Origin of the sequence: Rhodoferax ferrireducens (assembly GCF_031458075.1) — a bacterium.
GTDB classification, from domain to species: Bacteria; Pseudomonadota; Gammaproteobacteria; order Burkholderiales; family Burkholderiaceae_C; genus Rhodoferax_B; species Rhodoferax_B ferrireducens_A.
The window spans coordinates 879,057-905,065 of record NZ_JAVDXT010000001.1 but is presented as its reverse complement, the minus strand read 5'-3'; the positions used below and the strand labels follow the sequence as shown (position 1 = coordinate 905,065).

The window sequence follows — 26,009 nt, the reverse complement described above, 5'->3', positions numbered from 1 at the left end:
AGCTCCTATTTAAATAGCACTACCAGTTCACCAGCGTGCCGTCGTGCTGCAGCCGGTTCACCGGCAGGTAGGCGCGCTGGTACGGGTACTTGGCGGCCAGTTCTTCGTTGATCTCCACGCCGTGGCCTATGGTCTCGCCGCAGTGCATGTAGCCGTCCTTGAAGCTATAGCTGTGCGGGAATACCTCATCGGTCAGCTCGGTGTGGCGCATGTATTCCTGGACACCGAAGTTCGGTACCCAGGTGTCGAAATGCAGGGCCGTGCCCATGCACACCGGTGACAGATCGGTGGCGCCGTGGCAGCCGGTGCGCACCTGGTACAGCGAGGCGAAGTCCGCAATCCGGCGCAGATGCGTGAGGCCGCCCGCATGCACGATGGTGGTACGGATGTAGTCGATCAGCTGGTTCTGGATCAGGTCCTTGCAGTCCCAAATGGTATTGAAGATCTCGCCCACCGCCAGCGGCGTGGTGGTGTGCTGGCGGATCAGGCGGAAGGCATCCTGGTTCTCGGCCGGGGTCGCGTCTTCCATCCAGAACAGGTGGAAGGGCTCCAGCGATTTGCCCAGGCGCCCGGCTTCGATGGGCGTCAGGCGGTGGTGCACGTCGTGCAGCAAATGGATGTCCGGGCCCACGGCCTGGCGCACCGCATCGAACAGCTTGGGCGCGTGCAGCAGGTATTTTTCGCTGCTCCAGTCGTGCTCGCTGGGCAGGTTGCCGTCGGCCGGCTCGTAGAACATATTGCCCTTGCCCACGCCGTAGACCGCTTCCAGGCCGGGCACGCCACTTTGCGCGCGGATCGCCTTGTAACCCATCTCCTTGTAGCGCAGCACTTCGTCCACCGTGTGGGCTATGTCCTTGCCGTTGGCGTGGCCGTAGACCATCACGCCAGAGCGGCTGCGGCCACCCAGCAACTGGTACAGCGGCAGGTTGGCGGCCTTGGCCTTTATGTCCCACAGCGCGGTGTCCACGGCGGCAATCGCGCTCATGGTCACCGGGCCGCGGCGCCAGTAGGCGCCCTTGTACAGGTACTGCCAGATATCCTCGATCTGGTGCGCATCGCGGCCGATCAGGCAGGGAATGACGTGGTCAGTCAGGTAGCTGACGACGGACAGCTCGCGGCCGTTCAGCGTGGCGTCGCCGATGCCGGTCAGGCCTTCGTCGGTTTCGATCTTCAGGGTGACGAAATTGCGGCCGGGGCTGCAGACGATCACGCGGGCGTTGGTGATTTTCATAAAGTGTGTGGGTGGTGAAAGAGTGGGTACGGGGTTGGAACCGGCCTCAGCCATTCCAGCCAAGGTGGCCTAAAAAGTCGCGGGTGCGCGCCACGGTGGGGTTGTCGAAGATCTGTGCGGGCGGGCCTTCTTCCATGATGGCGCCGTTCTCGAACACCACCACCCAGTTGGCCACGCGCTGGGCGAAGCTCATCTCGTGGGTGACGACGATCATGGTCATGCCCTCTTGCGCCAGCTTCTTCATCACGTTCAGCACCTCGCCCACGGTCTCCGGGTCCAGTGCCGAGGTCGGCTCATCAAACAGCATGACCTCCGGCTCCATGGCCAGGGCCCGGGCAATCGCCACGCGCTGCTGCTGGCCGCCGGACAGATTGGCCGGGTAGTTCTGCGCCTTGGACGCCAGGCCTACCTTTTCCAGCAGCTTCATGGCGCGGGCGCGGGCCTCGGCCTCCGGCATGCCGAGCACGGTGATCGGGCCCATGGCCACGTTGTCCAGCGCCGTCTTGTGCGGGAACAGCTCGAAGCTCTGGAACACCATGCCCATGCGCTGGCGCACCTTGCGCACCTCGGATTCCTTGGTCGGCAGCGGCACGCCGTCGAGCAGCACGCGGCCGCCGTTCAGCGTCTCCAGCGCATTGGTACAGCGCAGCAAGGTGGACTTGCCCGAGCCCGAGGGGCCGATCAGACACATCACCTCGCCCTTGTTGACCTGCAGCGAAACGCCGTTCAGCGCCACGAAGTCGCCGTACATCTTGCGCACGTTTTCATACACCAGCACGGGCGGCTGGTCGGCACCCTTGCGGGCCAGTGCACGGGGCACAGTCGTTGTGTTCATTCCTTGACTCCGTATTTCTTGTGAATCCAATCGACCAGCTTGGCCTGGGGGTAGCCCATCAGCCAGTACAGCGCGGCCATGGCGGTCAGCATCTCCAGCACGCGGAAGGTCTGCGCGCGGATCTGCATGGAGGTGTAGGCGAGTTCGCTGACGGCGATCACCGAGACCAGCGAGGTGTCCTTGAACAGCGATATCCAGGTGCTGGCCAGCACCGGCAGAATGCGCCGGCCGGCCTGCGGAATCACCACCTTGAACATCGCCTGGCGGCGCGACATGCCCATGGCCAGCGCGGCTTCCATCTGCCCCTTGCGGATCGAGTTGATGCCGGCGCGGAAGGTCTCGGCGTTGTAGGCCGAGATGTTCAGCACCAGGGCCACCAGCGCCGTCGTCAGGGCCGAGAACTGCACGTCAAACGCCATAGGCATCACGTAGAAGGCCCAGTAGATGACCAGGATCAGCGGCAGGTTGCGGAAGAACTCGACGAAGGCCAGCGAAACGTGGTTCAGCAGCTTGTTGTTTGAGAGGCGCATCAGCGCCAGCAGAATGCCGCCTGGCACGGCCAGCAGCATGGTCACGACCGTCAGGCCGACCGTCATCGCAGCGCCTTCCATCAGCGCGCTGCGGTGTGTCCATATGACGTTCCAGTCGAAGTTCATGAGCGCCCCAGGTGTGCGAGTTTGTGGTAAGCGCGGTCGACCACGCGGGTCACCGGGAACAGCAGCAGGAAGTACAACACCATCACCGCGGTGAACACCTCCACCGGCCGGTAGCTCTGGCCGGCCACGGTCTCGGCGCGGTGCATCAACTCGGGCACGGCGATCACGGTGGCGATGGCCGTGTCCTTGATGGCCATGGTCAGCACCGAGCCGAAGGCCGGCAGCATGCGTATCGTGGCCTGCGGCAGGATGATCTTGCGCAGAATCTGCGCCCGCGACATACCCAGCGCCAGTCCGGCCCGGGTCTGGCCGGGGCGGATGGACTCGATGCCCGCACGGATGATCTCCGACGCGTAAGCGGCAATGTGCAGGGTCAGCCCCACCAGCGCCGCCCAGAACGGCGGAAAGGTCACGCCGGCCAGGATCGGAAACGCGAAGTAGATCCACACCAGCACCACCAGGATGGGGATGGCGCGCATGGTGTCCACATAGAACACCAGCAGCCGGCTGAGCCAGCGCGGCCCGTACAGGCGCAGCAAGGCGATCACCAGGCCCGCCAGCAAGCTGGTGATAGCGCTGATGACGCTGAGTGCCACCGTGACGCCGAAACCGCTGGCGAAGAAGCGCCAGTTGTCGATCAGCGGGGAAAAGTCGACGTCCATGGGGCAGTCCTCAGGTTGCGCCGGCGCTTACTTCAGCGCTTGCGTCATGCGAACTTCTTCGGCGGCCAAAGCAGGCTCCATGCGCTTCTCGACCTCACGCAGCCAGTCCAGATAGACCTGCTCGTTCTTGTTCACGCCCATGCCGGTCTTGATCTCGAAGATCTTGCTGTCCTGGCAGTTGTTTTCCTTGGGGAACACCGCCAGGCCCTTGACCTTCTTGCTGATGTTGGGCCACAGCATGCGGTTCAGCGGCGCCACGTCGGAGCGGCCGGCCAGCACTTCTTCGATGGGCGCGACAGAGCCGGAATTGGTCACACCGCGCAGCTTGGCATTCGGGAACTGGGCGCGCACCATGGGTTCTTCGCCAGCGCCCGAGAAATAGGCCATGGTGATCTCGGGCTTGTTGAATTCTTCCAGCGTCTTCACATTGGTGAACCTGGGGTTGTCGGCGCGGCCGAACATGCAGACGCCGGTGCTGGAGAAGGTCACGAAGTCGATGATCTTGGAGCGTTCGGCGTTCTGGTTCAGCGGGCCGATCATGATGTCCATCTGGTTGGCGATCAGCGCCGGCACCTTGGTTTCATGGCTCACCGGCACGGGCTCGATCTTCACGCCCAGCAGCTTGGCGAACTCCTTGCCCAGCAGCCACGATGGGCCGGCCCAGGGTTCGCCCTCGCCGGTGGTGTTCTGTGCCAGCCAGGGCGGGTTGTTGACCACGCCGACGCGCAGCACGCCGGCCTTGCGGATCGCGTCGATGCGCGGGCTGGCACCGGGTGCCGGTGGGGTCTGGGCCAGGGCGGCGCTGGAAGCGGCAGCCAGTACCGCGGCGGCGGCGATGATTTGGGCCGCGCCAAGGCGGACAGCGTGTTTCTGCATGTTGTGTCTCCGATAGATGTGTGGATGCGGGAAACCATCGCGGTCCCGCGCCGCGGCTTACTGGGTGCGTGGCCGCACCCAGCTCACTTGATGTTGTCGATGACGCGCTTTTCGTCTGCGGTCAGCGTGGCCTGCAGCGTCTTTTCTACCTGGCGCAGCCAGTCCAGATACACCTGCTGGTTCTTGTCTACCGCCAGGCCCACGGGCGAGGCTTTTTCCTGGCTGCCCTGGCAGTTGTTGTCCTTGGGGTAGACCACCAGGCCCTTGACCTTCTGGTTCAGGTTCACCCAGGGCACGCGGTTGATCGGCGCCGCGTCGGCCCGCTTGGCCATGATCTCTTCCACCGGCGCGGTGGCGCCCGAGCTGGCCACGGCGCGCAGCTTGGCTTTGGGGAAGCGCTCCTTGACCCAGTTTTCTTCGGCGCCGCCGGTGAAATAGGCGATGGTGATGTCGGGGCTATTCAGGTCGTCCACCGAGTTCACCTTGGCCAGCTTTTCGTTGCCGGCGCGACCGAACATGCAGACGCTGGTGCTGGAATAAACAACGAAGTCCACCACCTTCAGGCGTTCCGGGGTTTCGCCCAGCGGGCTGATCGTCATGTCGACCTGGTTGGCCGCCAGCACCGGCACCTTGGTTTCATGCGACACGGCGACGGGCTGCAGCTTGACCTTCAGCAAGCGCGCGTATTCGGTGGCCAGCAGCCAGGCCGGGCCGCTCCAGGCCGGGCCATTGCCGGTGGTGTTCTCTACCAGCCAGGGCGAGTTTTGCAGCACGCCTACACGCAGCTCGCCGGCCTTCTGGATCGCATCGATGCGCGGGCTGGCGCCCGGGGCCGGCGGGGCCTGGGCCAGCAGCGCAGAGCTGCCGGCGGCCAGCAACAGGCCGGCCAGCCAGTGGCGGGCGGACGTGGAATGCAAGGGCTTGAATCTCATGTTGTCTCCTGTTGTTCTGTGCGCGAGAGGCCTAGCGCCAGGCCTGGGCAAATTCGCCGATCACGCGCTCCAGATGGGCGCGCATCGCCGCCCGGGCGGCGATGGGGTCGCGCGCCAGCAAGGCCTTGAAGATGCGCTGGTGGTCCGCATGGGAGGCCATACGCAGATCGGGGGTGTGGAAATGGTGTTCAATCTTGGTCCAGACCGGGCCGCGGGCCTGGGCCCACATGGCGGTCACCATCTGCAGCAGCACGCTGTTGCCGGTGGACTCGGCGATGCGCAGGTGGAACAGCTGGTCCGCCGCTTCGTTGGCCTCTTTGTCGTCCATGTTGTCGTGCATATCGGTCAGGGCCGAGAAGATCCGGTCCAGGTCGCTGTCCTTGCGGGTCTCGGCCGCCACCGAGGCGATTTCCGACTCGATCAGGCAGCGTGCGCGCAGCAGCTCGAAGGGGCCGGGGCCGGTCTCGGGCATGTAGGCCGGGGCGGCGCTGGTGCTGCTGGTCTGGGTCACATAAATGCCCGAGCCGCCGCGCACTTCGACCACGCCTTGCAGTTCCAGCGCAATCATGGCCTCGCGCACCGAGGTGCGGCTGACGTCAAAGCGCTCGGCCAGCGCGCGCTCGGACGGCAAGCGCTCGCCCAGCTTGAATTCGCCCTGCGCAATCAGCAGCAGCATTTGCGCTGCCAGGCGCTGGTAGGAGCGGTCCGAGCCGAGTTTCTCGGTTTTGTCGGTCTTTGGGGAGGCCGAGCCATCGTCGCTGGGTTGGATCAGTTGCAGTGCCATGGTGTTCTTCAAAGTGGTTGGACCAAATATTAATTGGTAAACCAAAATTTGGTTTAATGGTTTACCACTATGGGCTAATTGGTTGGTCCAGTTGTCCAATGACATCCTTTTTCGCTCTGTCCCTACCAGCCCATGCGCGCACTTTCCCAAGCCTCTCTTGCTACCTTGACCCCATCCCCCCCATCGCTGCAGCTGCCGCAGTACCAGCGCAGCCCCTTGCCGATAGGCTTGGTGCACCTGGGCCTGGGGGCCTTCCACCGCGCCCACCAGGCCGTCGTGTTCGACGCCTTGCTGGGCCAGGGCGACCCGCGCTGGGGCGTGCTGGGCGTGGCCATGCGCAGCACCGAGCTCGCCGATGCACTGGCCGCGCAAGACGGCCTGTACGCGCTGCAGATCGCCAATGCCGAGGGGCGCCGCTGGCAGGTGGTGGGCGCGCTAAGCCAGACCTGCGTGGCCGCGCGTGAACCTGGGCAGGTGGTAGCCGCCATCGCCGCACCCAGCACCCGCTGGATCACGCTGACAGTCACCGAAAAAGCCTATGGACCCGAACTCGCCACCCTGCTGGTCCAAGGCCTGGCCGCACGGCAGGCGGCGGGCCTGGGCGGACTGACCATCGCCTCCTGCGACAACCTCACCGGCAACGGCCACAAGCTGCGCCAGCTATGCCTGGACGCGGCGGAGAAAACCGACCCCGCGTTGGCGCAATGGATAGACCGCCAGTGCCGCTTCCCGAACAGCATGGTCGACCGCATCGTGCCAGCCGCCACCGCGCAACACCGCGCCGACGCCGCCCAGGTGCTGGGCCTGGAAGATGCCTGCGCGCTGGGCACCGAAGGCTTCTGGGAATGGGTGATCGAAGACAACTTTGTCGACCCACAAGACGCCGCCTTGCTGGCCTCTGCCGGCGTGCAGGTGGTGCAGGAGGTGCTGCCTTTCGAAGAGGCCAAGCTGCGCATGCTGAATGGCAGCCACACGGCCATCGCGCTGATGGGCGCGGTGATGGGCCTGCCCACCGTCTCCGACTGCGTGGCCCAGCCGGACATCCACTGGTTCGTCCACCACCTGATGACCGAAGTGGTGATGCCGCAGCTGCAGCGCCCGGGCTTGCCGGCCTACCGCGACGCGCTGCTGGCGCGCTTTGCCAACCCCGACCTGCGCCACAAGGTGCACCAGATCGCCTCCGACAGCTCGCTGAAGATTCCGCTGCGCTGGCTGCCGACCATCCAGGCCCGTCTCGCCGCCGGCGCGCCGGTCGAGCCCCTGGCCTTTGCCAGCGCCGTGTGGCTGCGCTACCTGCTGGCCGAAGACGATGCCGGCCAGCCGTATGCGATCTCGGACCCGATGGGCGCCATGCTGCAGGCGCTGGCGCAGCAGCACCGTGGCGACGCTGCAGCCACGGTCCAAGCCGTGTTGGCCCTGCCCTCCGTCTGGGGCGCCGACCTGCCCCGCAACCCGCAATGGACCGCCCGCGTGACCCACTGGCTGCAGCGCATCCAGACCGGCAGCGTGACCGCCGCACTGGCCGAGCTGCGCAGCAGCCTCCCATCCTGAATTTCCACCAACCCGAGTCTCACCCATGCTGAACAACACACCCCCTATCCAAGACCAGGTCGCCCTCGTAACCGGCGCCAACGCCGGCATGGGCCTGGCCACCGTCCGCGCGCTGCTGGAGGCTGGCTACCGCGTGGCCGCCACCGACCTGCACACCGAGCAGGTAGCCAGCAGCCTGGCCGCGCATGGCGACCGCCTGGCCTGCTTCGTCATGGACGTGAGCGACTACGCCCAGGTGCAGACCGCCTGCGACCAGATCGAGGCGCACTTTGGCCGCATCGATGTGTGCGTCAACAACGCCGGCTTTCTGCAGTACGCCAACTGCGAGCAAACCACGCCCGAGCTCTGGCACAAAACCCTGCGCATCAACCTGGACGGCGTGTTCTTCGTCAGCCAGCGCGTGGCGCCCGGCATGAAGGCGCGCGGCTTCGGCCGCATCGTCAACATGTCGTCGTACGGCGCCAAGACCGGCGGCCTGTCACCGCTGCCCGCCTATGCGGCCAGCAAGGGCGGCATCATTTCGCTGACCTTCAGCTTCGCCCGCGAGTACGCGCCGTTTGGCGTCACCTGCAACGCACTGGCGCCGACCTTCGTCAAAACCCAGATGCTGACCGAGCAGGTCAGTGCCGAGCGCCAGGCCGAGCTGCGGCAGAAGATCCCGGTCGGCCGCTTCTGCGAGCTGGAAGAGCTGGCGCACAGCGTGCTGTTCCTGGCCCATCCGCTCAGCGGCTTCATCACCGGCGAGGTGCTGGACCTGAACGGCGGTCTGCAGTTTGATTGAAGATTCAGCATAAAACCGGCCTCTGGCGCATATAGATCCTGCGCAGCAAGCTACCATTTATGTAGCATGCTGCCGCAAGAACCTCTGCTTACATCCTGGTGTAGACGCTGCCCGGCATCGGTTCTAGCATCGCTGCTGTGGATGCTTTCCACGCCCCACAGGAGACTTTATGCAAGTTCAACCCTATCTGTTCTTCAACGGCCGCTGCGAAGAGGCCCTGGCTTTCTACACCGAGGCGCTGGGCGCCGAGGTCACCATGCAGATGCGCTATGCCGAGAGCCCCGAGCCCTGCCCCGAAGGCATGCTGCCCGCGGGCTTCCAGAACAAGATCATGCATGCCAGCATGCGCGTCGGCGAAGCGGTGGTGATGGCATCGGACGGCAACAGCACCGAGCCGCCCAGCTTCAAAGGCTTCTCGCTGTCGCTGGACGCCAAAGATGGCACGCATGCCGAAAAGCTGTTCAACGCGCTGAGCCAGGGCGGCCAGGTGCAAATGCCCCTGGGCAAGACCTTTTACGCGTCCAGCTTCGGCATGGTGGCGGACAAGTTCGGGGTATCCTGGATGGTGATCGTCATGCCCTAACAACAACTTCGACAGGAGACTCGGTATGGTCTACACCGGCAACTGCCACTGCGGCAAGATCCGCTTCACCGTGGACGGCGAAATCAAAGGCGCCATGGAATGCAATTGCTCGATCTGCGTGCGCAAGGGTTCGCTGATGTGGTTCGTGCCGCGCGAGCAGCTGCAGCTGCAGACCCCCGAGGAAAACCTGAGCACCTACCTGTTCAACAAGCATGTGATCAAACACCACTTCTGCGCCAGCTGCGGCATCCATCCGTTTGGTGAAGGCACCGACCCCAAAGGCAATCGCATGGCCGCTGTCAATATCCGCTGCCTGGAGGGGCTGGACCTGGCGGCTATCCCGGTGCAGCACTACGACGGGCGGGCGGTCTGAGCTGGATTGCTGGCGCGGTGTGCAGATGTTGGGCGGCGGCGTACCGAGGTAGTTGAAGCGTTGCAGCCGGAGTGCACGGTGTCCGCTCCGCAGCGATTGCTGACGTTTAGCGTGCCGACCGCAAGGGGCAGGTTCCGCATAAAGGCTGCCACTTCCCATTTTTGAGGCTGGACGTTCAACGCCCGAGTTAACCGACGCCGGAGCGCGAAGCGCACAGGGCACCAACATTGGCCATCAAAATCGCGAAGCGATGGCCAATGTTAGCGTCCGCGTTGAACGATTCGTTAGGCGAGGGCGCGTAGGCAGGGTTTGGCAAGTTCACTCCAACTGCGTTAGGTTCAAGTGTCCACAAAAATGGGGCAACCGCCCAGGCGAGTAACTCATGAAGGAGACGATGCGGAGGTCGCGGGCATCGAAGGTCGCTGTCGCTTCAGGCTTTCATAGTCCAACGGGTGCGGACAACGTCGGGCATGGATTACGAACGGAACCTCACGACCGAGCTTTTCGTTAAAACGTGCGTCCGAACAGGTACTGTCAATGATGTGTTGCACGTTCTGGGCGGCATCCCCTTCGCCTAGGGTGTCAGCATAGGTGTCCCAGATGGTGGAATCGTCGTCGTCGACATAGACGAAACGAGCTCCCGTGATATCGGCCATTGCGATGCTGCGCGCCTCGATGGCGTTCACATCTATTGTCGCGAAGGCAAGGTTGGCACTACCGAGGTTGACGCCGCTTAAATCTGCTCCGCTCAGATCTGCATAAGAGAGGTTCGCCCCACTTAGATCCGCACCCGCAAGTCGCGCGTGGCGCATGTTCGCTCCGCTCAAGTCCGATCCTGCCAAGTTGGCCGCTTGCAGGTCAGCCTTTTCCAACTTCGCGTGAGCAAGGAAGGTTTGGTGCAGGTCTATTCGTGCCAGCGAGGTGTTGCTCCTAACAAGTCTTTCCATTGCGCTGACTTGGCCGCCATTGCTTTGCCTGCCCGACATCCGTACGACGACATCCCACGCCTTGGCAACACGATCCTCATCGGCTTTATGGTTGTCTTCGGTGTACTTTAAGTACGCAAGGGCGAATGCGATGGACGCAACAATCAGACTCAACACGGTCATCGACTGATTGATCCGAACCCAAAGCCGGACCGACGGCGACTTTTCGGCCCAAGTAGCCAGTCGCTCCGTGATGCTTGGTTTCGAAACAAGCGCTGACGCTTCATTTGATCGAGTCGATGTACTTTGGTTCAATTTTGGTTCCGTGCTTTTGAGATCTGATTGCACTGCGCTGAGAATGGAAGTGGTGCCAACAGGCGAGATGACAAGCTCGGTCGTGGTCATAGAGGGCCTAACGCCCAGGTTACCGGCGCAGCCAGGCGACGACTTCGACTCGCCTTTTCTTGCTGACTTCTTTTGGCGAAGCAAAAGAAGTTGGTCGCCTGCCGGGGCGACTACCCGGCCGAGGATGCGAGTGGCGTCAACAAACCCAAAGAACCTACAAGCCAAATCACCCGTCAACCCATGAAAACCCTGCGCGAGCAGCTATCGAATAAATAGCAACCTTCTATCCGGCCAGCACCATCACGCGTTGCGCCTAGCGGGATCGACCCGAGCCGCCTTACTGCCGCGCCGTGCGGATATTCCCCGGCAGTGCGCCCGGGTGGCTGGTTCGGTAGGGGTTGATGTCGAGTCCGCCGCGCCGGGTGTAACGCGCGTAGACGCTGAGCTTGATCGGCTTGCAGCGGGTCCACAGCTCCATGAAGATGCGCTCCACACACTGCTCGTGGAACTCGTTGTGGTTGCGGAAGCTCACCAGGTATTTCAGCAGGCCGGCCTGGTCGATCTGCGGGCCGCTGTAGCTGATCTGCACACTGCCCCAGTCGGGCTGGCCGGTGACCAGGCAGTTGCTTTTCAGCAGATTGCTGGTCAGCACTTCGGACACCGGGGCTTCGTCCAGCGCGGCGCTCAGCAGGCTGGGGTCGGGGCTGTAGGTATCGAAGTCCATGTCCAGACGGTCCAGGCTCAGGCCGTCCAGCTCGTGCACAGGCTCGCGGTCGAACATCTCGGGTAGCAGGATGCGCACGCCTACCGTCGACGGCGTATCGCTGCCGCGCCAGGCGGCTTCGCTGATGTCGCTGCGGATGCGCGCCTGCACCATGGCGGCGTCGGCAAAGCGGGTGTTGTTGAAGCTGTTCAGGTACAGCTTGAAGGACTTGCTCTCGACGATGTTCGGCGTCTCGCAGGGCACGGTGATGTGCGCCAGCGCCACCTGCGGCTTGCCGCGCAGGTTCAGCCAGCTGAGTTCGAATGCAGTCCACAGGTCGGCACCGAAGAACGGCGCGGCTTTGTCGGCCAGGCCGATCTCGGCGCGCTTGACGGCGCGCGGAATCGGGAACAGCAGCGAGGCGTCGTACTGGTCGATATAGGCCGACGACTTGCCGAGCTGCGATTGTTCAGGGGTGTTGGGGCTGGCCATGGGTTTGCTCTGTATTTGATAGCTACCAGCGCAGTTTATATATGCACCAGAGGCCTATTTGACTAATTAAATTCACGCTCGCGCAGCCACTTGGTGGCGATCCACTTTTCGCCGGCCAGCACCGGCGCGCCGCCGTGCAGGCTCTGGGTACTGGGGTGCGGCCGGTCGTAGCTGAAGAACACGGCGTTGCCGCGCTGCGGGGCCACTTCCAGGTGCACATCGGGGAAGATGGTGGCGCCGCCTTTTTCGGGCTCGCCCAGGTACATGATCAGGGTGGCGACGCGCTGGCCGCCGCGCTTCAGGATGGTCGGCGTGCCCGGCTCCTGCGGGTCGAAGTAGTCGTAGTGCGGCTTGTACTGCGCGCCGGGCTGGTAGCGCAGCACCTGCAGGCCCTCGCCGTTCTGCAGCGGCCAGTCCAGCAGGCGGGCGATGCGGGCTTCGATGCGCTGCACCAGCGGGTTTTCGCCGCGGGTGAAGAACATGCCGTCGCTGGTGCGGTCCACATGCACTTCTTCGCCGCCGCTCTTGGTTTCTACCGTGAGCGAGCGGCTCAGGCGCGGCTCGGCCAGGGCCACCAGCTCAGCGCATTCCTCGGCGCTCAGCAGGTTGCCGAACACCACCAGGTGCGGCCGCCGCATCACCGACAGCACCTGGACCATGCGGTCGCCGGCGTCCAGCAACAGGGGTGCGTCGTCCAGCGCGGGCCGAGGCACCGGCACGGCGGTGGGCAGCAGCTTGCGCTCCTGCGTGGCCTGCAGGTGCGCGGCCAGCGTGGTTTCCATGGCCTCGATGGCCACGTCTTCGGTCCAGCCCGAGGCCTGCATAGATTTGAGCACCACGTCCGGCGCAAAACCGGCTTCGGCCTGGTCGATGATCCACTGGCGCAGCGCGGGGGTGACGGTCTGCGTGGTTGCGGCCGGCTTCTGGGATTTGGCGGATTTTGCGGGCTTAGCCATGGGCAACTCCTGTGCGGCGGAACACCAGCCGGTCCGGCTGCGAGACGGCGGCGTCGAACGCATAGCCTTCGAGGTTGAAGCCCTGCAGCTGCTGCGGCAGGGTCAGGCGGTGGGTGGCCGCGAACCGGGCCATCAGGCCACGCGCCCGCTTGGCCATGAAGCTGATGATCTTGTACTGGCCGTTGCGCTGCTCTTCGAACACGCATTCAACCACCCGGGCCTTCAGGGCTTTGCGGTCGACCGCCTTGAAGTATTCCTGCGAGGCCAGGTTCACCACCACCGGCGAGGCATCGGCCTGCAGCCGCTGGTTCAGGTAGTCGGCAATCTGCGTGCCCCAGAACTTGTACAGATTGGCGCCATGCGGATTGGCCAGGCGCGTGCCCATCTCCAGCCGGTAGGGCTGCATCCAGTCGAGCGGGCGCAGCACGCCGTACAGGCCACTGAGGATGCACACATGCTCCTGCGTCCAGGCCAGGGCCTCGGCCGGCAGCGTGCTGGCTTCCAGGCCGCCATACACATCGCCGTTGAAGGCCAGCACCGCCTGCTTGGAGTTTTTGGCGGTGAACTTAGGACTCCAGGCCTGGTAACGCGCCACGTTCAGGCCGGCCAGTGCGTCGCTCAGGTGCATCAGCGCGGAAATCTGCTGCGGCGACTGGGTGCGCAGCAGTTCAATCAATTCGGCCGACTGCTTGGTGAATAAGGGCTGGGTGTGCGGTTGGCCCGTGGCGGGCGTCTCAAAGTCCAATGCCTTGGCTGGCGACAACAAAAACAACATGGGTAGGGCATCCTTTGATCCCGATTATCTTAGAACGTGTTCAAGGTCTTTTTGGGGCCACGTTGGGGTGCAATCGGGATGAATTGGTTGTCGGAGACCGCAGCATGGGCTCACTGCCCATGCAAGGGCTACGGCAGACAAATCGCCCGATTTCACCCCAACCCGAAGGGCAGGCAGCTTTTCGGGCGCTCTGCGTCGTTACAAAACCAGCCAAGGCACAAGCCTTGGCTGGTTTTGCGCCTAGCAGCGCATCCCGAAAAGATACCTGCGTGGCCCCAAAAAGACCTTGAACACGTTCTAAAACGACGGGGCGCGTGCACCCCAGTCGCCCGGTAAATCCAAAGGACTATGCCGCGCCGTAGCCGCAGCGGGGTTCAATGCACAAATTCTGCCGCTTTGCGGTTACGCTTGTTCTCGTACATCAGCACATCGGCACGGGACAGCAGGGCCTCTATGGGGGCGCTGGCGTCCAGCGCAATATGGATGATGCCAAAGCTGCAGACGATGGGGTAGCCGCTGCCGGTGAACTGGTTGCGCCGGTCCAGCGCGGTGCGCAGGCGGTCAACGATGGTCTGGGCCAGGCCGTCGGGACAATCCAGCAGCAGCGCCACAAATTCATCGCCGCCCAGCCGGGCCAGGATGTCGGCATCGCGGAAGCTGCGCCGCATCTGGTCGGCAAACGCCAGCAAGGCCTTGTCGCCCTCGGCATGGCCAAACCGGTCGTTGATGGCCTTGAACTTGTCCAGGTCAAAAAACACCAGCGAGCACGGCGCCTTTTTATCCCGGGCCAGGTCCAGGGCGGGCTGCGCCTGGTTCAGAAAGCCACGCCGGTTGTACAGCCGGGTCAGCTCGTCCACGGTGGCCATCTGGTAGGTGGAGATTTCTTGTTCGACGATGGCGGCCAGGTCGCTCAGCAGCTGGATGTCTTCGGCGCCAAACGCGCGCGGCTCGGGGTCGAAGATGCACAGCGTGCCCAACTTGCTGCCGTTGGTGGCATGCAGCGGACAACCCGCATAAAAACGCACATGGGGCGGGCCGGTGACCAAGGGGTTGTCAAAAAAGCGCGGATCAGCCAGCGCGTCGGGGATCACCAGCGGGGTATCCGCCAGGATCGCATGGCCGCAGAACGAGATGTCGCGCGGGGTTTCGGTATCGCTCAGGCCCTGCTTGGATTTGAACCACTGGCGGTTCTCGTCCACCAGGCTGACCAGCGCGGTGGTCACGCCAAACATGCGCCGCGCCATGCGGGTCAGGCGGTCGAAACGCTCCTCGGGCGGCGTGTCCAACAGGTTGAGCGCACGCAAGGTATTCAGGCGAAAAGCTTCGTCGAGAGGAAACGCAGGCTTGATCATGGACGGTCCTTGCACATAGCTGTCGATGGGAGGGCTCCAGAATGATTCTAGGACCGCATCCAAGCGCTGTCACAGGGATTTCATAGGCGGTGTTTACGCTGCGGCGCTGCATCCACTTTTAAAGCAGCTTCCATGTTCCGTTTTGCATTTACCACCGTGGCACGCGCTGCCGTGTTCGCCCTGGCCGCCGGTGCCGCACAGGCCCAAACCGAAGTCAGCGCCGTGCTGGCCGGCCATGCCGCCCTGCCCTCCAGCACCACGGTGGCCGCGCCCAAAGAGGCCGGCCCGTTGTTTGTCACCGCCGGCAAGTTCACCAACAACAACCGCCAGCGCAGCGATGCCCTGGGCAGCGTGGCCGGCGTGAGCTTTGTGGGCGACCCCAAGTACCCGCGCAACTCGGGCGGCAGCCTGCCGATCAAGGGCCAGTCGGTGCAAGGCTTCTCGGGCATCGTGTCGCTGGGCAAAGACCGGTTTCTGGCGCTGACCGACAACGGCTTCGGCAGCAAGATCAACTCGCAAGATGCGCTGCTGATGGTGCACCACGTGAAGGCCGACTGGGCCAGCGGCAAGGTCACGCGCCAGCACACCACCTTCTTGCGCGACCCGGACCGTAAGGTGCCGTTCTTTATCGAAAACGAAAACACCACCAGCCGCTACCTCACGGGTTCCGACTTCGACCCCGAATCCATCCAGGTGGTGGGCGACGAATGGTGGATTGGCGACGAATTCGGCCCCTATGTGCTGCGCGTCAACCACCAGGGCAAGGTGCTGGGCGTGGTGGAAACCGTGGTCGCCGGCAAGGCCTACCGCGGCCCCGACCACTACCTGAACGGCCGCCTGCCCAACTACCCTGGCGACTCCGGCTTTGAAGTGCGCCGCTCGGGCGGCTTCGAGCCCATGGCCAAGTCCATCGACGGCAAAACCCTGTACCCGATGTTCGAATGGCCGCTGTGGGATGCCCAGGCCAAGGCGCAAGAAAGCCGCAACGGCAAGCCCTTCACCCGCATTCTGGAACTCGACGCCGCCACCCAGCGCTACAGCGAACGCCAGTGGAAGTACCAGTTTGAAGAAGCCGGCAATGTGGCATCTGACTTCCAGATGCTGGACGCCAACACCGGCCTGGTGATCGAACGCGATGACGCGTCCGAAGGCGCCGACCCGGGCTGCCCGAACGAGCCGCGGGTCGACTGCTTCACCCGCCCGGCCAAGTTCAAGCGCGTCTACAAGATCGACTTCAGCCAGCTGGATGCCGACGGCTTTGTGAAGAAGGTGGCCTTCATCGACCTGACCAAGATCAGCAACCCGAAAATGCTGGCCAAGCGCGGCCCGAACGAAGCCAACTTCGTGCTGCCGCACCTGGGCCCCGAAGGCCTGACCGTGGTGGACGCGACCCACATCGTGCTGGTCAACGACAACAACTTCCCGTTCTCCTCCGGCCGCGAGATCGGCAAGCCGGACGACAACGAGCTAACCCTGCTGGACATCTCGGCGCTGGTCGACGCCAAGTAAGCCAAGCAAGCGGCGGCTAGACCACGGTGGGCGTAGAAGCGCCGTCCACCGTGATGTTGGCGCCGGTCAGGTAGCGGCCGCGCTCGGAGGCGGCAAACACCACGATGTCGGCAATCTCGCCGGGCTCGGCCAATCGGCCCTGGGCCAACTTCTTGATGGCCTGCACCTTGGCCGCGTCGACCGTGGTGCCGGCGCGCTGGGCCTCGGCCACCAGGCCTTCGGCCACGCGTTCGGTATTCGTCAGCCCCGGGTTCAGACCTACTACGCGCACGCCGCGCCCGGCATAGGTGTGGGCCAGGCCGGCGGTAGCCAGCATCAGCGCTGCATTGGCAGCGCCACCGGCCAGGTGCGTGGGCGAGGGAATCTTGCCGCCGTTGCCGATGATGTTGACGATGGCGCCCCGGCCGCGCGCGGCCATCAACTTGACCACCGGGTCGATCACATGGATATAGCTGAAGTACTTGGCGTCCATCGCCGCATGCCAGGCCGTGGGGCTCAGGTCCTCGGCATTGGTGCGGCGCGCGGCGCCGGCGCTGTTGACCAGGATGTCGATGGGGCCGAACTGCGCCTCCACCTCGGCCACCATGGCCGCAGCGGCGGCGGCATCCGTCAGGTCGGCAGCCACGGTATAGACATCGCCGAGAGCCACACGGGCCGCATCCAGGTTCGCCTGCGAGCGCGAGACCAGCGCCACGCGCGCGCCCTCGGCCAGAAACAACTGGGCGCAGGCCAGGCCTATGCCCTTGCTGCCGCCGGTGATCAATACGTTTTTACCGCCCAAACCGAGGTCCATGGATGTACTCCGTTGAAAAGTGGCTGCCAGCCTAACCCAGCACCTAAGCCCCCGCAGGCCCCGGGTATTTATATGAAAAACAGGGCTCTCGCGCAGATAACACCTGCGCCAGCAGCTACCAAAAACGTAGCAAATCCATATCTCTGTACCCGCCCGGTAAAATCGCGCCCTCCCTGAAAGAACCTGCTAGACCATGACCGACACCGCTTCCACTGCTCCCGCCCAGCCCGGCTTGCAATCCCTGTCCAAATCCTTCGAACCTGCCGCGCTGGAAGCGCACTGGGGCCCGGAATGGGAACGGCGCGGCTACGGTGTCGCCGGGCACCGGGGCACGGGCCAGGCGCAGGCCGGCGCGGAGTCGTTCGCCATCCAGCTGCCGCCACCGAATGTGACTGGCACGCTGCACATGGGCCATGCCTTCAACCAGACCATCATGGACAGCCTGACCCGCTACCACCGCATGGCCGGCCATAACACCGCCTGGATTCCGGGTACCGACCACGCGGGCATCGCCACCCAGATCGTGGTCGAGCGCCAGCTGCAAGAGCAAAAGATCAGCCGCCACGACCTGGGTCGCGAAGCCTTCACCGCCAAGGTGTGGGAATGGAAAGAGAAGTCCGGCAACATCATCACCGGCCAGATGCGCCGCATGGGCGACAGCGTGGACTGGAGCCGCGAGTACTTCACCATGGACCCGAAGCTGTCCAAGACGGTGACCGAAACCTTTGTGCAGCTGTACCAGCAAGGCCTGATCTACCGCGGCAAACGCCTGGTGAACTGGGACCCGATCCTGCAAAGCGCGGTGTCCGACCTGGAAGTCGAAAGCGAAGAGGAAGACGGCTTCCTGTGGCACATCGCCTACCCGCTGGCCGATGGCTCGGGCTCGCTGACGGTAGCCACGACGCGCCCCGAAACCATGCTGGGCGACGTGGCCGTGATGGTCCACCCTGAAGACGAACGCTACACCCACCTGATCGGCAAGATGGTCAAGCTGCCGCTGTGCGACCGCGAGATCCCGGTGATTGCCGACGACTATGTCGACAAGGCCTTCGGCACCGGCGTGGTGAAGGTCACGCCCGCCCACGACCAGAACGATTACCAGGTCGGCCAGCGCCACAAGCTGCCGATGATCTGCGTGTTGACCCTGGACGCCAAGATCAACGAGAACGCCCCCGCGGCCTACCAGGGCCTGGACCGCTTCGTGGCGCGCAAGAAGGTCGTCGCCGACCTGACCGAGCTCGGCCTGCTGGTCGAAACCAAGAAGCACAAGCTGCAGGTACCGCGCTGCGCCCGCACCGGCCAGGTCATCGAGCCCATGCTGACCGACCAGTGGTTCGTCGCCATGACCAAGGTCAGCGACCAGGACCCGACCGGCAAGAGCATCGCGCAAAAAGCCATCGAGGCCGTCAGCAGCGGCCAGGTGCAGTTCGTGCCCGAGAACTGGGTCAACACCTACAACCAATGGATGAACAACATCCAGGACTGGTGCATCAGCCGCCAACTGTGGTGGGGCCACCAGATCCCGGCCTGGTACGACGAAGACGGCAAGGTCTACGTAGCCCGCAACGAAGCCGAAGCCCAAGCCCAGGCGCCGGGCAAAACGCTCAAGCGCGACGAAGACGTGCTGGACACCTGGTACTCGTCGGCGCTGGTGCCCTTCAGCACCATGGGCTGGCCCGAGAAGACGCAGGACTACGACCTGTACCTGCCCTCCTCGGTGCTGGTCACGGGCTACGACATCATCTTCTTCTGGGTGGCCAGGATGATCATGATGACCACGCACTTCACCGGCCAGGTGCCGTTCAAGCACGTCTACATCCACGGCCTGGTGCGCGACGCGCAGGGCAAGAAGATGAGCAAGTCCGAAGGCAATGTGCTGGACCCGGTGGACCTGATCGACGGCATCGCCCTGGCGCCCTTGCTGGACAAGCGCACCACCGGCCTGCGCAAGCCCGAGACCGCGCCCGCGGTGCGCAAGAACACCGAGAAGGAGTTCCCCGAGGGCATCCCCGCCTTTGGCGCCGACGCATTGCGCTTCACCTTTGCCTCCCTGGCCAGCCTGGGCCGCAGCATCAACTTCGACAGCAAGCGTTGCGAGGGCTACCGCAACTTCTGCAACAAGCTGTGGAACGCCACCCGCTTCGTGCTGATGCAGTGCGAAGGCCAGGACTGCGGCGTACGCGACCACACCCCCGAGGAATGCGGCCCCGGCGGCTACCTGGACTTCAGCCAGGCCGACCGCTGGATCAGCTCCAAGCTGCAGCAAGCCGAGGCCGAAGTCGCCAAGGGCTTTGCCGACTACCGCCTGGACAACGTGGCCAACGCCATCTACGACTTCACCTGGAACGAGTTCTGTGACTGGTACCTGGAAATCGCCAAGGTGCAGATCAACATCGGCGACGATGCGCAAAAACGCGCCACCCGCCGCACCCTGATCCGCACGCTGGAAGCCATCCTGCGCCTGGCCCACCCGATCACCCCGTTCATCACCGAAGAGCTGTGGCAAAAGGTCGCGCCAGTGGCCGGCATTCCCGGTGACTCGGTGAGCATTGCGCCCTACCCGCAATGCCAGCCGGCCAAGATCGACCCGGCTGCCATCGCCCATGTGACCAAGCTCAAGGGCCTGGTCGACGCTTGCCGCAATCTGCGCGGCGAGATGAATGTGTCACCCGCCACCCGCATGCCGTTGTACTGCGTGGGCGACGCCGCCTTCATGCAAGAGGTGGCGCCGGTGCTGCAGTCGCTGGCCAAGCTCAGCGAAGTCAAGCTGTTCGACGACGAAGCCGCCTGGCAAGCCGCCGCGCAGGCCGCACCCACGGTAGTGGCCGGTGATGCCCGCCTGTGCCTGCACATGGAGATCGACGTGGCCGCCGAAAAAGCCCGCCTGGGCAAGGAAGCCGCGCGCCTGGAAGGCGAAATCGCCAAGGCCCACAACAAGCTGAGCAACGAAGCCTTTGTGGCCAAGGCGCCGCCGGCCGTGATCGCGCTGGAGCGCGGCCGCATCACCGACTTCACGGCGACGCTGGAACGCTTGAAAGAGCAGTTGGTGCGTCTGGGCTAAAAACCGCACGGGCCTGCGGTGACGCACCGGCGTCACAATCGCTGGCTAGCATGGGCGGCTTTACCATGGAGTTTTGCATGCGCCCTATCCTGGCCCGTTCCCTCTTGTGCTCTGCCATTGCCGCTGGCTTGGCAGCCTGTGCTTCCGTTCCCAGCCAGTACGGCGCGTTTCCCACCTTGAACGGCCAGCTGCCGCTGGTGGTGGCCCACCGTGGTGCTTCGGGCTACCTGCCTGAAGAAACCCTGGAAGCCTACAGCCGCGCCATCGAGCTGGGCGCCGACGTGATCGAGATGGACATTGTGGTGACCAAGGACGGCCAGCTCATCACCCGCCACGACCCGAACCTGGCGATCAGCACCGATGTGGCGCAACACCCCGAATTCGCAGCCCGCAAGAAGACCACCCAGGTCGACGGCGAGACGCAAACCGGCTGGTTCAGCGAAGACTTCACGCTGGCCGAAATCCAGACCCTGGGCGCCATCTCCACCGACGCAGAACGCCCGCAGCAGTTCAACGGCAAGTTCCGCATCCCCACCTTCCAGCAGGTGATCGACCTGGCCAAAGCCAAGTCCACGGAAACCGGCCGGACCATCGCCATCTACCCCGAAACCAAGAACCCCAGCTACTTCGCCGCGCTGGGCTTGCCGATGGAAGACAAGGTCATCGCCCACATCCGCGCCGCCGGCTGGGACAGCAAGACCGCACCGATCTACGTGCAGTCCTTCGAACCCGGCAGCTTGCAGTACATGAAAAACAAGGGCTTGCAGACCCGCTTGGTGCAGCTGATCGACGGCGACAGCGTGGATCTGGCCACGGGCAAGGTCACCTTCAAGCTGCCCAGCGACCGGCCGTATGACTGGACCCTGGTGGGCGACAAGCGCAACTTTGACGCCATGGTGACGCCGGCCGGCCTGGCGCAGATCAAGACCTATGCCGACGGCATCGGCCCCTGGAAGCGCTTCATCATCAGCATCAAGGGCACGATGGGCGCCGATGGCAAGCCGGTGGACGTGAATGGCGACGGCAAGATCAACGATGCCGATGCCAGCTCCATGGCCCCGACCAGCCTGGTGGCCGACGCACACAAGGCCGGCTTGTTTGTGCACCCCTTCACCTTCCGCAACGAGTCGCGCCGCCTGGCCAGCGACTACCAGAAGGACGGCAAGAACGAGTACACGGCGTTCTACAAAGCGGGGGTGGACGGCGTGTTCACCGACTTCACGGACACCGCGCTGGCGGCCCGCAACGCACTGGTCAAATAAGACCCGGCGTTTTTACCGGCGGCGCAGGACGTGGATGAAGTCCTTGCCCGCCGTCTCCTGCTCCACCAGCTCGTTGCCGGTCTGCTTGGCAAAGGCCTGGAAGTCACGCACCGAACCCGCATCGGTAGACACCACCTTGAGCAACTGGCCGCTTTGCATATCGGTCAGCGCCTTCTTGGCCTTGAGGATGGGCAGCGGGCAGTTCAGGCCGCGCGTGTCGATTTCTTTGTCTGTCTGCATGGGGCGGTGGTCCTTGGGTAGAGGCTGATTTTAGTGCGCGCTAGGCCAGATCGCGGAACTGCGGCTCATAGCCGCGCCGCCTCAAAAACTCCGCCAGCCCGTAGCCGGTGCCGGCGGGCCAGCATTTCACATCTTCGAAGTTGTACAGCCGGTAGTCCACCAGCTCGGGCGACAAACGCACCTCGCCATGCGCGACCGCGTGGTAGACGATCAGCAGCTGGTTCATGCGCTGGAAGTCGTACACGCCGATCAACTCCAGCTTTGAAGCCCTGAGGTTGGTTTCTTCCAGAATCTCGCGGGCAATGCCTTCCTCGGGCGTTTCGCCGGCCTCCATGAAACCGGTGATCAGCGCGTAGATCTCAGAGGTCCAGGCCGCGTTGCGCGCCAGCAGAATCTGCCCACCGTATTCGACGATGGCGGCCAGCACCGGCGTGGGGTTGTTCCAGTGGGTGAAGTCGCAGGCCGGGCAACGCAGGCGCTGCTTGGGGCCGCCGTCTTCTTCCTGGCTGATCCAGACCAGCGCGGTGGCGCACTGCGGACAGAATTTGAACTCAGTGGCCATGGCTTGGGTTACCCATCAAAACTATAGAAAACATAGCAGCCAGCGCAGACGAAATAAGCGCCAGCGGCCTATTCTTCATCAATTTCCGGCTACCGACTCAGGCCGGAAACACGCCCGTGGACAGGTACCGGTCGCCCCGGTCGCAGACGACAAACACCACGGTGGCATTGCTTTCGCGCTGGGCAATCTGCTGCGCCACCCAGCAGGCGCCGGCGGCAGAGATGCCGGCAAAAATGCCCTCTTCGCGCGCCATGCGGCGGCACATTTCTTCGGCATCGTCCTGGCTGACGTAGACCAGCTCGTCCACATTCGTAGGGTCGTAAATCTTCGGCAGATAGGCCTCCGGCCATTTGCGAATGCCGGGGATGCGCGAGCCTTCGCTGGGCTGGGCGCCGATGATGCGGATGGCGGGGTTCTTTTCTTTCAGGAAGCGCGACACGCCGGTGATGGTGCCGGTCGTGCCCATGGCGCTAACGAAATGCGTGACCCGGCCCTTGGTGTCGGCCCAGATCTCGGGGCCGGTGGTCTCGTAATGGATGCGAGGGTTGTCGGGGTTGGCGAACTGGTCGAGCACCCGGCCCTTGCCTTCGCGCTGCATCTGCTCGGCCAAGTCACGCGCGTATTCCATGCCGCCGCTCTTGGGCGTTAGGATCAGCTCGGCGCCAAAGGCCTTCATGGTCTGGGCGCGTTCGATAGACAAGTCCTCCGGCATGATCAACACCATGCGGTAGCCCTTGACGGCCGCGGCCATGGCCAGCGCGATGCCGGTATTGCCCGAGGTGGCTTCGATCAAGGTGTCGCCGGGCCGGATGTCGCCACGCTCCTGCGCGCGCTGGATCATCGACAAGGCGGGCCGGTCTTTCACCGACCCGGCAGGGTTGTTGCCCTCCAGCTTGGCCAGCACCACATTGCTGCGCTGGGCGTTGTCGGCTGCACCGATGCGCTGCAGCGCCACCATCGGCGTTTTTCCGATGACATCTTCAATCGTTGGATATTTCATACCCCACACTGTGCCATAATATCGGTCTTGCTTCTGCACATGCCCGGGTGGTGAAATTGGTAGACGCAGGGGACTCAAAATCCCCCGCCGCAAGGCGTGCCGGTTCGATTCCGGCCCCGGGCACCACATCCTGAAACCCCTTGATTCTTTTGGATCAAGGGGTTTTTTCATTGGCGGGCTGCACTTTGTTATCCAAACGTTAACTGGTTGGCAAAAGGCACAGGTCCCGACTAGAGTGGCCAGAATTTTGCTTTTGCAGAAATTTACAATCTCGGCCCCGTGTCGCCGGACGACTGGGTCCGTGCAAAAATTCTGGCCGCCAAGGATGTACCAATGCGCATAGCTGTCGTTGATGATGACCTCGCCCAACTGGACCTGATCCATGCCGTGATTGCGGCCATGGGGCACGACTGCCACGCCCTGGCTGACGGCGAGAGCTTTCTGCGCGCCATCGCCAAAGAAACTTTCGACCTGCTGATCATCGACTGGGAGCTGCCGGATATTGCCGGCACAGACATCATTCGCAAAGTGCGTGAGCGCGTGGCTTCGGCGGTGCCGATACTGATGCTGACCAACCGCAGCGATGAGCGCGACATCGTGACCGGCCTCACATGCGGTGCCGACGACTACATGGTCAAGTCGAACCGCGTGGTCGAGCTGCGCGCGCGCATCGCCGCGCTATTGCGCCGCGGCGGCCATATGCGCGCCACCGAAGAAGTCATATTTGGGCGCTATCGTTTCCATACCACGCAACGCAATGTCTGGGCGGCTGGAGAACCGGTGGCACTCAAAAACAAGGAATTCGATCTGGCACTCACCATGTTCAACAACCTCGGCAAGCTGATGTCGCGCGGCTACCTGATCGAAGCCCTGTGGGGCCAGAGTGCCGATGTGTCCTCGCGCTCGCTGGACGTCTACTTCTCCCACGTGCGCAGCAAACTGGGCTTGCGCGCTGAAAACGGCTACCGGCTGATGTCGGTCTACAACCACGGCTACCGGCTCGAAGAGGTGTCCCAGGTGACCCCAGCCACGGGAGCCAACGCCTTGCAGCATTCAGAATGAGCTTCGCGCCTCTTACACGGCTGCCGCTGCAAGCCAGCATCGCCGTGGCGGCAGCACTGCTGGGCGCGGCGCCCGCGGCGCATGCGCAAAACATCAGCTACACCTTGCAACCCGGCGAGAACCTGTATGGGCTGGCCAAACGCCTGCTGCATAAGCCCGAACAATGGAAACAGATACAACTGGCCAACAAGGTGCGCAATCCGCTGCGCCTGCTGCCGGGAACCTTGCTGATGATTCCCGTGCATCTGCTGCGCCCGCAACCGGCCCTGGTGACCATCCTGCATGCCATAGGCGACGCGCATGCCGCCCTGCCCGGCCAGGCCAAAGAGCTACCACTGCAGAAGGGCCAGCAGTTGCCGCAGGGCAGCCAGCTAACGGTGGGCGAGCAAGGTTTCGTCACCCTGCAGCTGGCCGATGGCTCGACCATCCGCTTACCGGCCAATACCCAAGTGCAGCTCAGCGAGGTGCTGTACGCGCCGGCGTCGAAAGACATCCAGGCCACCATCCAGCTGGACCGCGGCCGGGTGGAATCCAAGGTGGTTCCGCTACCGTCGGCCAACAGCCGCTTTGAAATACGCACGCCCCATGCCGTCGGCGGTGTGCGGGGCACCGATTTTGGCGTTGCAATTGGCGACAACGGCGCCTTCCTCAACGATGTGCGAGAAGGCGCGGTACAGGTCAGCGCGCTGGCATCGCACAAGCCAGGCCCGCATGCCCTGGTACATGCGGGCGAAGGCAGCCGCCTGGGGACGGCGGACGGCCAATTTACCATCGCCCCGCTGCTGCCCGCACCCGACCTGTCGCAGATTCCCTCGGTGCTGGAGGACGTGTCTTTCATCGAGCTACCTCTGCCTGGCAGCACCCAGGCAACGTCCTACCAGGTGATGATTGCCTCCGACAACACGTTCAACCAGGTGCTGCGCTACGGCAGCTTCGCGCCAGCGCTGGTCCGCTTTACCGGCCTGGACGATGGCGACTACCAGCTGGCTGTGCGCCCGGTGGACCCGCAAGGCATTGTGGGCCGCGAGGCAGTGCGCCCCATCCGGGTGAAAGCCCGCCCTGAAGCGCCCTTCATGCAACAGCCTCAGCAAGGCAGCCAGCTGTTCACTACCGCGGTAGACGTGCGCTGCACCGAGAACCCGGGTGTGCAGGGCTACCACTTGCAACTGGCACATGACCAGGGCTTTCAGAATCTGGCCGCAGACCTGTCCTATCTGCCCGCCTGCAGCCATACCGCCCACGACCTGGCGCCAGGTGCCTATTTTTGGCGCGTGGCGTCTGTAAAAAGCACGCCAGACGGGGCCCGTGACCAGGGCCCGTACAGCAAGCCCGCCAGTTTTACGCTGCTGCCCATTCCCCCCAAGCCGCCCACCCCCAGCATCCACGCCGACGGCGCCAGCCTGCTGTCGGTGCAATGGGGTACTAGCCAAACCCAGGGCCTGCGCTACCGCGTGCAACTCGCCCACGACATCGCATTCAACAATCTGCTGGACGATAGCGTGGTGGACACCTCACAGTATGTCCGGCCACTGCCGCCCGCCGGTGTGTACTACGTACGCCTGCAACAACTCGACCAGGAAGGCCGGGGCGGTGCATTTACCGCCGCCCAGTCGGTCATGGTGCCGGGCCGTCTGATGGCCTCGGACCAGCAGCCGGTAGTCAGCTCCGACGGCACGCCTCTGCGTCCAGGCAAGCCATGATGCATAT

At 63.7% G+C, this 26,009-nt stretch carries 25 protein-coding genes and 1 tRNA gene; 10 read left to right on the top strand and 16 right to left on the bottom strand.

Annotated elements, in window-relative coordinates; all coding sequences use genetic code 11:
• Positions 1-19: 19 nt before the first annotated feature.
• The 7 genes from manD to J2X19_RS04235 form a co-directional block, all read right to left on the bottom strand.
• Positions 20-1,231, bottom strand: a complete 1,212-nt coding sequence (gene manD / locus J2X19_RS04265; protein WP_310370941.1) for a D-mannonate dehydratase ManD — start codon at positions 1,229-1,231, stop codon at positions 20-22.
• Positions 1,232-1,277: 46 nt separating this feature from the next.
• Positions 1,278-2,066, bottom strand: coding sequence for an amino acid ABC transporter ATP-binding protein (locus J2X19_RS04260; RefSeq protein ID WP_310370939.1), 789 nt, complete (start codon positions 2,064-2,066; stop codon positions 1,278-1,280).
• On the bottom strand, positions 2,063-2,722 hold the full coding sequence (locus tag J2X19_RS04255) for an amino acid ABC transporter permease (protein ID WP_116604619.1): 660 nt from the start codon (positions 2,720-2,722) through the stop codon (positions 2,063-2,065). The genes J2X19_RS04260 and J2X19_RS04255 overlap by 4 nt, the downstream gene beginning before the upstream one ends.
• Positions 2,719-3,384 (bottom strand): amino acid ABC transporter permease, encoded by a 666-nt coding sequence (locus J2X19_RS04250; protein ID WP_116604620.1) that lies wholly within the window; start codon positions 3,382-3,384, stop codon positions 2,719-2,721. The genes J2X19_RS04255 and J2X19_RS04250 overlap by 4 nt, the downstream gene beginning before the upstream one ends.
• A gap of 27 nt (positions 3,385-3,411) precedes the next feature.
• Positions 3,412-4,260 carry a transporter substrate-binding domain-containing protein gene (locus J2X19_RS04245; protein ID WP_310370935.1) on the bottom strand — a complete coding sequence of 283 codons (849 nt, stop codon included), beginning with the start codon at positions 4,258-4,260 and terminating at the stop codon, positions 3,412-3,414.
• Positions 4,261-4,343: 83 nt separating this feature from the next.
• Positions 4,344-5,192 carry a substrate-binding periplasmic protein gene (locus tag J2X19_RS04240; RefSeq protein ID WP_310370933.1) on the bottom strand — a complete coding sequence of 283 codons (849 nt, stop codon included), beginning with the start codon at positions 5,190-5,192 and terminating at the stop codon, positions 4,344-4,346.
• A 31-nt stretch (positions 5,193-5,223) separates the two neighbouring features.
• Entirely contained in the window at positions 5,224-5,976 is a 753-nt protein-coding gene (locus J2X19_RS04235) for a FadR/GntR family transcriptional regulator (RefSeq protein WP_310370931.1), read from the bottom strand.
• 132 nt (positions 5,977-6,108) lie between these two features.
• Between J2X19_RS04235 and J2X19_RS04230 the strand changes: the two genes are divergently transcribed.
• The 4 genes from J2X19_RS04230 (at position 6,109) to J2X19_RS04215 (ending at position 9,264) form a co-directional block, all read left to right on the top strand.
• A complete protein-coding gene (locus J2X19_RS04230) occupies positions 6,109-7,527 on the top strand; it encodes a mannitol dehydrogenase family protein (RefSeq protein WP_310370929.1) in 1,419 nt (472 codons plus the stop codon).
• A 25-nt stretch (positions 7,528-7,552) separates the two neighbouring features.
• A complete protein-coding gene (locus J2X19_RS04225; protein ID WP_310370927.1) occupies positions 7,553-8,308 on the top strand; it encodes an SDR family NAD(P)-dependent oxidoreductase in 756 nt (251 codons plus the stop codon).
• 169 nt (positions 8,309-8,477) lie between these two features.
• Positions 8,478-8,891: a VOC family protein gene (locus tag J2X19_RS04220; protein WP_310370925.1), complete on the top strand. Its 414-nt coding sequence runs from the start codon at positions 8,478-8,480 to the stop codon at positions 8,889-8,891.
• A 25-nt stretch (positions 8,892-8,916) separates the two neighbouring features.
• On the top strand, positions 8,917-9,264 hold the full coding sequence (locus tag J2X19_RS04215) for a GFA family protein (RefSeq protein WP_310370923.1): 348 nt from the start codon (positions 8,917-8,919) through the stop codon (positions 9,262-9,264).
• 380 nt (positions 9,265-9,644) lie between these two features.
• On the opposite strand, the gene J2X19_RS04210 is transcribed toward J2X19_RS04215, so the two are convergent.
• The 5 genes from J2X19_RS04210 to J2X19_RS04190 form a co-directional block, all read right to left on the bottom strand.
• Positions 9,645-10,595 carry a pentapeptide repeat-containing protein gene (locus tag J2X19_RS04210; RefSeq protein WP_310370921.1) on the bottom strand — a complete coding sequence of 317 codons (951 nt, stop codon included), beginning with the start codon at positions 10,593-10,595 and terminating at the stop codon, positions 9,645-9,647.
• 277 nt (positions 10,596-10,872) lie between these two features.
• Positions 10,873-11,730 (bottom strand): NADPH-dependent 7-cyano-7-deazaguanine reductase QueF, encoded by an 858-nt coding sequence (gene queF / locus J2X19_RS04205; RefSeq protein ID WP_116604630.1) that lies wholly within the window; start codon positions 11,728-11,730, stop codon positions 10,873-10,875.
• 62 nt (positions 11,731-11,792) lie between these two features.
• A complete protein-coding gene (locus J2X19_RS04200) occupies positions 11,793-12,686 on the bottom strand; it encodes a 2OG-Fe(II) oxygenase (RefSeq protein WP_310370919.1) in 894 nt (297 codons plus the stop codon).
• Complete coding sequence (gene yaaA / locus J2X19_RS04195) at positions 12,679-13,461, bottom strand: peroxide stress protein YaaA (RefSeq protein WP_310370917.1); 783 nt, start codon at positions 13,459-13,461, stop codon at positions 12,679-12,681. The genes J2X19_RS04200 and yaaA overlap by 8 nt, the downstream gene beginning before the upstream one ends.
• 374 nt (positions 13,462-13,835) lie before the next feature.
• Entirely contained in the window at positions 13,836-14,813 is a 978-nt protein-coding gene (locus tag J2X19_RS04190; protein ID WP_116604633.1) for a sensor domain-containing diguanylate cyclase, read from the bottom strand.
• A 132-nt stretch (positions 14,814-14,945) separates the two neighbouring features.
• Here J2X19_RS04190 and J2X19_RS04185 point away from each other — a divergent pair, with 132 nt between their 5' ends.
• Positions 14,946-16,322, top strand: a complete 1,377-nt coding sequence (locus tag J2X19_RS04185) for an esterase-like activity of phytase family protein (RefSeq protein WP_310370913.1) — start codon at positions 14,946-14,948, stop codon at positions 16,320-16,322.
• Positions 16,323-16,338: 16 nt separating this feature from the next.
• Here J2X19_RS04185 and J2X19_RS04180 read toward each other — a convergent pair whose 3' ends face one another.
• On the bottom strand, positions 16,339-17,115 hold the full coding sequence (locus J2X19_RS04180) for an SDR family NAD(P)-dependent oxidoreductase (protein WP_310370911.1): 777 nt from the start codon (positions 17,113-17,115) through the stop codon (positions 16,339-16,341).
• Positions 17,116-17,308: 193 nt separating this feature from the next.
• Here J2X19_RS04180 and J2X19_RS04175 point away from each other — a divergent pair, with 193 nt between their 5' ends.
• Together J2X19_RS04175 and J2X19_RS04170 are read left to right on the top strand one after the other, a co-directional pair.
• Complete coding sequence (locus J2X19_RS04175) at positions 17,309-20,176, top strand: valine--tRNA ligase (RefSeq protein ID WP_310370909.1); 2,868 nt, start codon at positions 17,309-17,311, stop codon at positions 20,174-20,176.
• 77 nt (positions 20,177-20,253) lie between these two features.
• Positions 20,254-21,438 carry a glycerophosphodiester phosphodiesterase gene (locus J2X19_RS04170; RefSeq protein ID WP_310370907.1) on the top strand — a complete coding sequence of 395 codons (1,185 nt, stop codon included), beginning with the start codon at positions 20,254-20,256 and terminating at the stop codon, positions 21,436-21,438.
• A gap of 12 nt (positions 21,439-21,450) precedes the next feature.
• Here the strand turns inward: J2X19_RS04170 and J2X19_RS04165 are convergent, their stop codons facing one another.
• From J2X19_RS04165 to cysM, 3 genes are all read right to left on the bottom strand, one after another.
• A complete protein-coding gene (locus J2X19_RS04165; RefSeq protein WP_116604637.1) occupies positions 21,451-21,678 on the bottom strand; it encodes a sulfurtransferase TusA family protein in 228 nt (75 codons plus the stop codon).
• 40 nt (positions 21,679-21,718) lie between these two features.
• Positions 21,719-22,240 (bottom strand): NUDIX domain-containing protein, encoded by a 522-nt coding sequence (locus tag J2X19_RS04160; protein ID WP_310370904.1) that lies wholly within the window; start codon positions 22,238-22,240, stop codon positions 21,719-21,721.
• A 97-nt stretch (positions 22,241-22,337) separates the two neighbouring features.
• Positions 22,338-23,240: a cysteine synthase CysM gene (gene cysM / locus J2X19_RS04155; RefSeq protein ID WP_310370902.1), complete on the bottom strand. Its 903-nt coding sequence runs from the start codon at positions 23,238-23,240 to the stop codon at positions 22,338-22,340.
• 41 nt (positions 23,241-23,281) lie between these two features.
• Between cysM and J2X19_RS04150 the strand changes: the two genes are divergently transcribed.
• From J2X19_RS04150 to J2X19_RS04140, 3 genes are all read left to right on the top strand, one after another.
• Positions 23,282-23,366: transfer RNA gene (locus tag J2X19_RS04150), tRNA-Leu, on the top strand.
• Between the two features lie 153 nt (positions 23,367-23,519).
• The gene (locus J2X19_RS04145) at positions 23,520-24,302 is read left to right on the top strand and encodes a response regulator transcription factor (RefSeq protein ID WP_310370900.1); all 783 of its coding nucleotides are present in this window, start codon (positions 23,520-23,522) and stop codon (positions 24,300-24,302) included.
• Positions 24,299-26,002 carry a FecR domain-containing protein gene (locus tag J2X19_RS04140; protein ID WP_310370898.1) on the top strand — a complete coding sequence of 568 codons (1,704 nt, stop codon included), beginning with the start codon at positions 24,299-24,301 and terminating at the stop codon, positions 26,000-26,002. Before J2X19_RS04145 ends, J2X19_RS04140 begins: the two co-directional genes overlap by 4 nt.
• Positions 26,003-26,009: the final 7 nt, after the last annotated feature.

Coding starts and splice junctions, on each gene's coding strand:
- J2X19_RS04260 (WP_310370939.1), bottom strand. CDS start 2,066: ATGAACACAACGACTGTGCCCCGTGCACTGGCCCGCAAGGGTGCCGAC.
- J2X19_RS04230 (WP_310370929.1), top strand. CDS start 6,109: ATGCGCGCACTTTCCCAAGCCTCTCTTGCTACCTTGACCCCATCCCCC.
- J2X19_RS04215 (WP_310370923.1), top strand. CDS start 8,917: ATGGTCTACACCGGCAACTGCCACTGCGGCAAGATCCGCTTCACCGTG.
- manD (WP_310370941.1), bottom strand. CDS start 1,231: ATGAAAATCACCAACGCCCGCGTGATCGTCTGCAGCCCCGGCCGCAAT.
- J2X19_RS04200 (WP_310370919.1), bottom strand. CDS start 12,686: ATGGCTAAGCCCGCAAAATCCGCCAAATCCCAGAAGCCGGCCGCAACC.
- J2X19_RS04180 (WP_310370911.1), bottom strand. CDS start 17,115: ATGGACCTCGGTTTGGGCGGTAAAAACGTATTGATCACCGGCGGCAGC.
- cysM (WP_310370902.1), bottom strand. CDS start 23,240: ATGAAATATCCAACGATTGAAGATGTCATCGGAAAAACGCCGATGGTG.
- J2X19_RS04140 (WP_310370898.1), top strand. CDS start 24,299: ATGAGCTTCGCGCCTCTTACACGGCTGCCGCTGCAAGCCAGCATCGCC.
- J2X19_RS04185 (WP_310370913.1), top strand. CDS start 14,946: ATGTTCCGTTTTGCATTTACCACCGTGGCACGCGCTGCCGTGTTCGCC.
- J2X19_RS04190 (WP_116604633.1), bottom strand. CDS start 14,813: ATGATCAAGCCTGCGTTTCCTCTCGACGAAGCTTTTCGCCTGAATACC.
- J2X19_RS04175 (WP_310370909.1), top strand. CDS start 17,309: ATGACCGACACCGCTTCCACTGCTCCCGCCCAGCCCGGCTTGCAATCC.
- J2X19_RS04250 (WP_116604620.1), bottom strand. CDS start 3,384: ATGGACGTCGACTTTTCCCCGCTGATCGACAACTGGCGCTTCTTCGCC.
- J2X19_RS04165 (WP_116604637.1), bottom strand. CDS start 21,678: ATGCAGACAGACAAAGAAATCGACACGCGCGGCCTGAACTGCCCGCTG.
- J2X19_RS04225 (WP_310370927.1), top strand. CDS start 7,553: ATGCTGAACAACACACCCCCTATCCAAGACCAGGTCGCCCTCGTAACC.
- J2X19_RS04235 (WP_310370931.1), bottom strand. CDS start 5,976: ATGGCACTGCAACTGATCCAACCCAGCGACGATGGCTCGGCCTCCCCA.
- J2X19_RS04255 (WP_116604619.1), bottom strand. CDS start 2,722: ATGAACTTCGACTGGAACGTCATATGGACACACCGCAGCGCGCTGATG.
- J2X19_RS04240 (WP_310370933.1), bottom strand. CDS start 5,192: ATGAGATTCAAGCCCTTGCATTCCACGTCCGCCCGCCACTGGCTGGCC.
- yaaA (WP_310370917.1), bottom strand. CDS start 13,461: ATGTTGTTTTTGTTGTCGCCAGCCAAGGCATTGGACTTTGAGACGCCC.
- queF (WP_116604630.1), bottom strand. CDS start 11,730: ATGGCCAGCCCCAACACCCCTGAACAATCGCAGCTCGGCAAGTCGTCG.
- J2X19_RS04170 (WP_310370907.1), top strand. CDS start 20,254: ATGCGCCCTATCCTGGCCCGTTCCCTCTTGTGCTCTGCCATTGCCGCT.
- J2X19_RS04220 (WP_310370925.1), top strand. CDS start 8,478: ATGCAAGTTCAACCCTATCTGTTCTTCAACGGCCGCTGCGAAGAGGCC.
- J2X19_RS04245 (WP_310370935.1), bottom strand. CDS start 4,260: ATGCAGAAACACGCTGTCCGCCTTGGCGCGGCCCAAATCATCGCCGCC.
- J2X19_RS04160 (WP_310370904.1), bottom strand. CDS start 22,240: ATGGCCACTGAGTTCAAATTCTGTCCGCAGTGCGCCACCGCGCTGGTC.
- J2X19_RS04210 (WP_310370921.1), bottom strand. CDS start 10,595: ATGACCACGACCGAGCTTGTCATCTCGCCTGTTGGCACCACTTCCATT.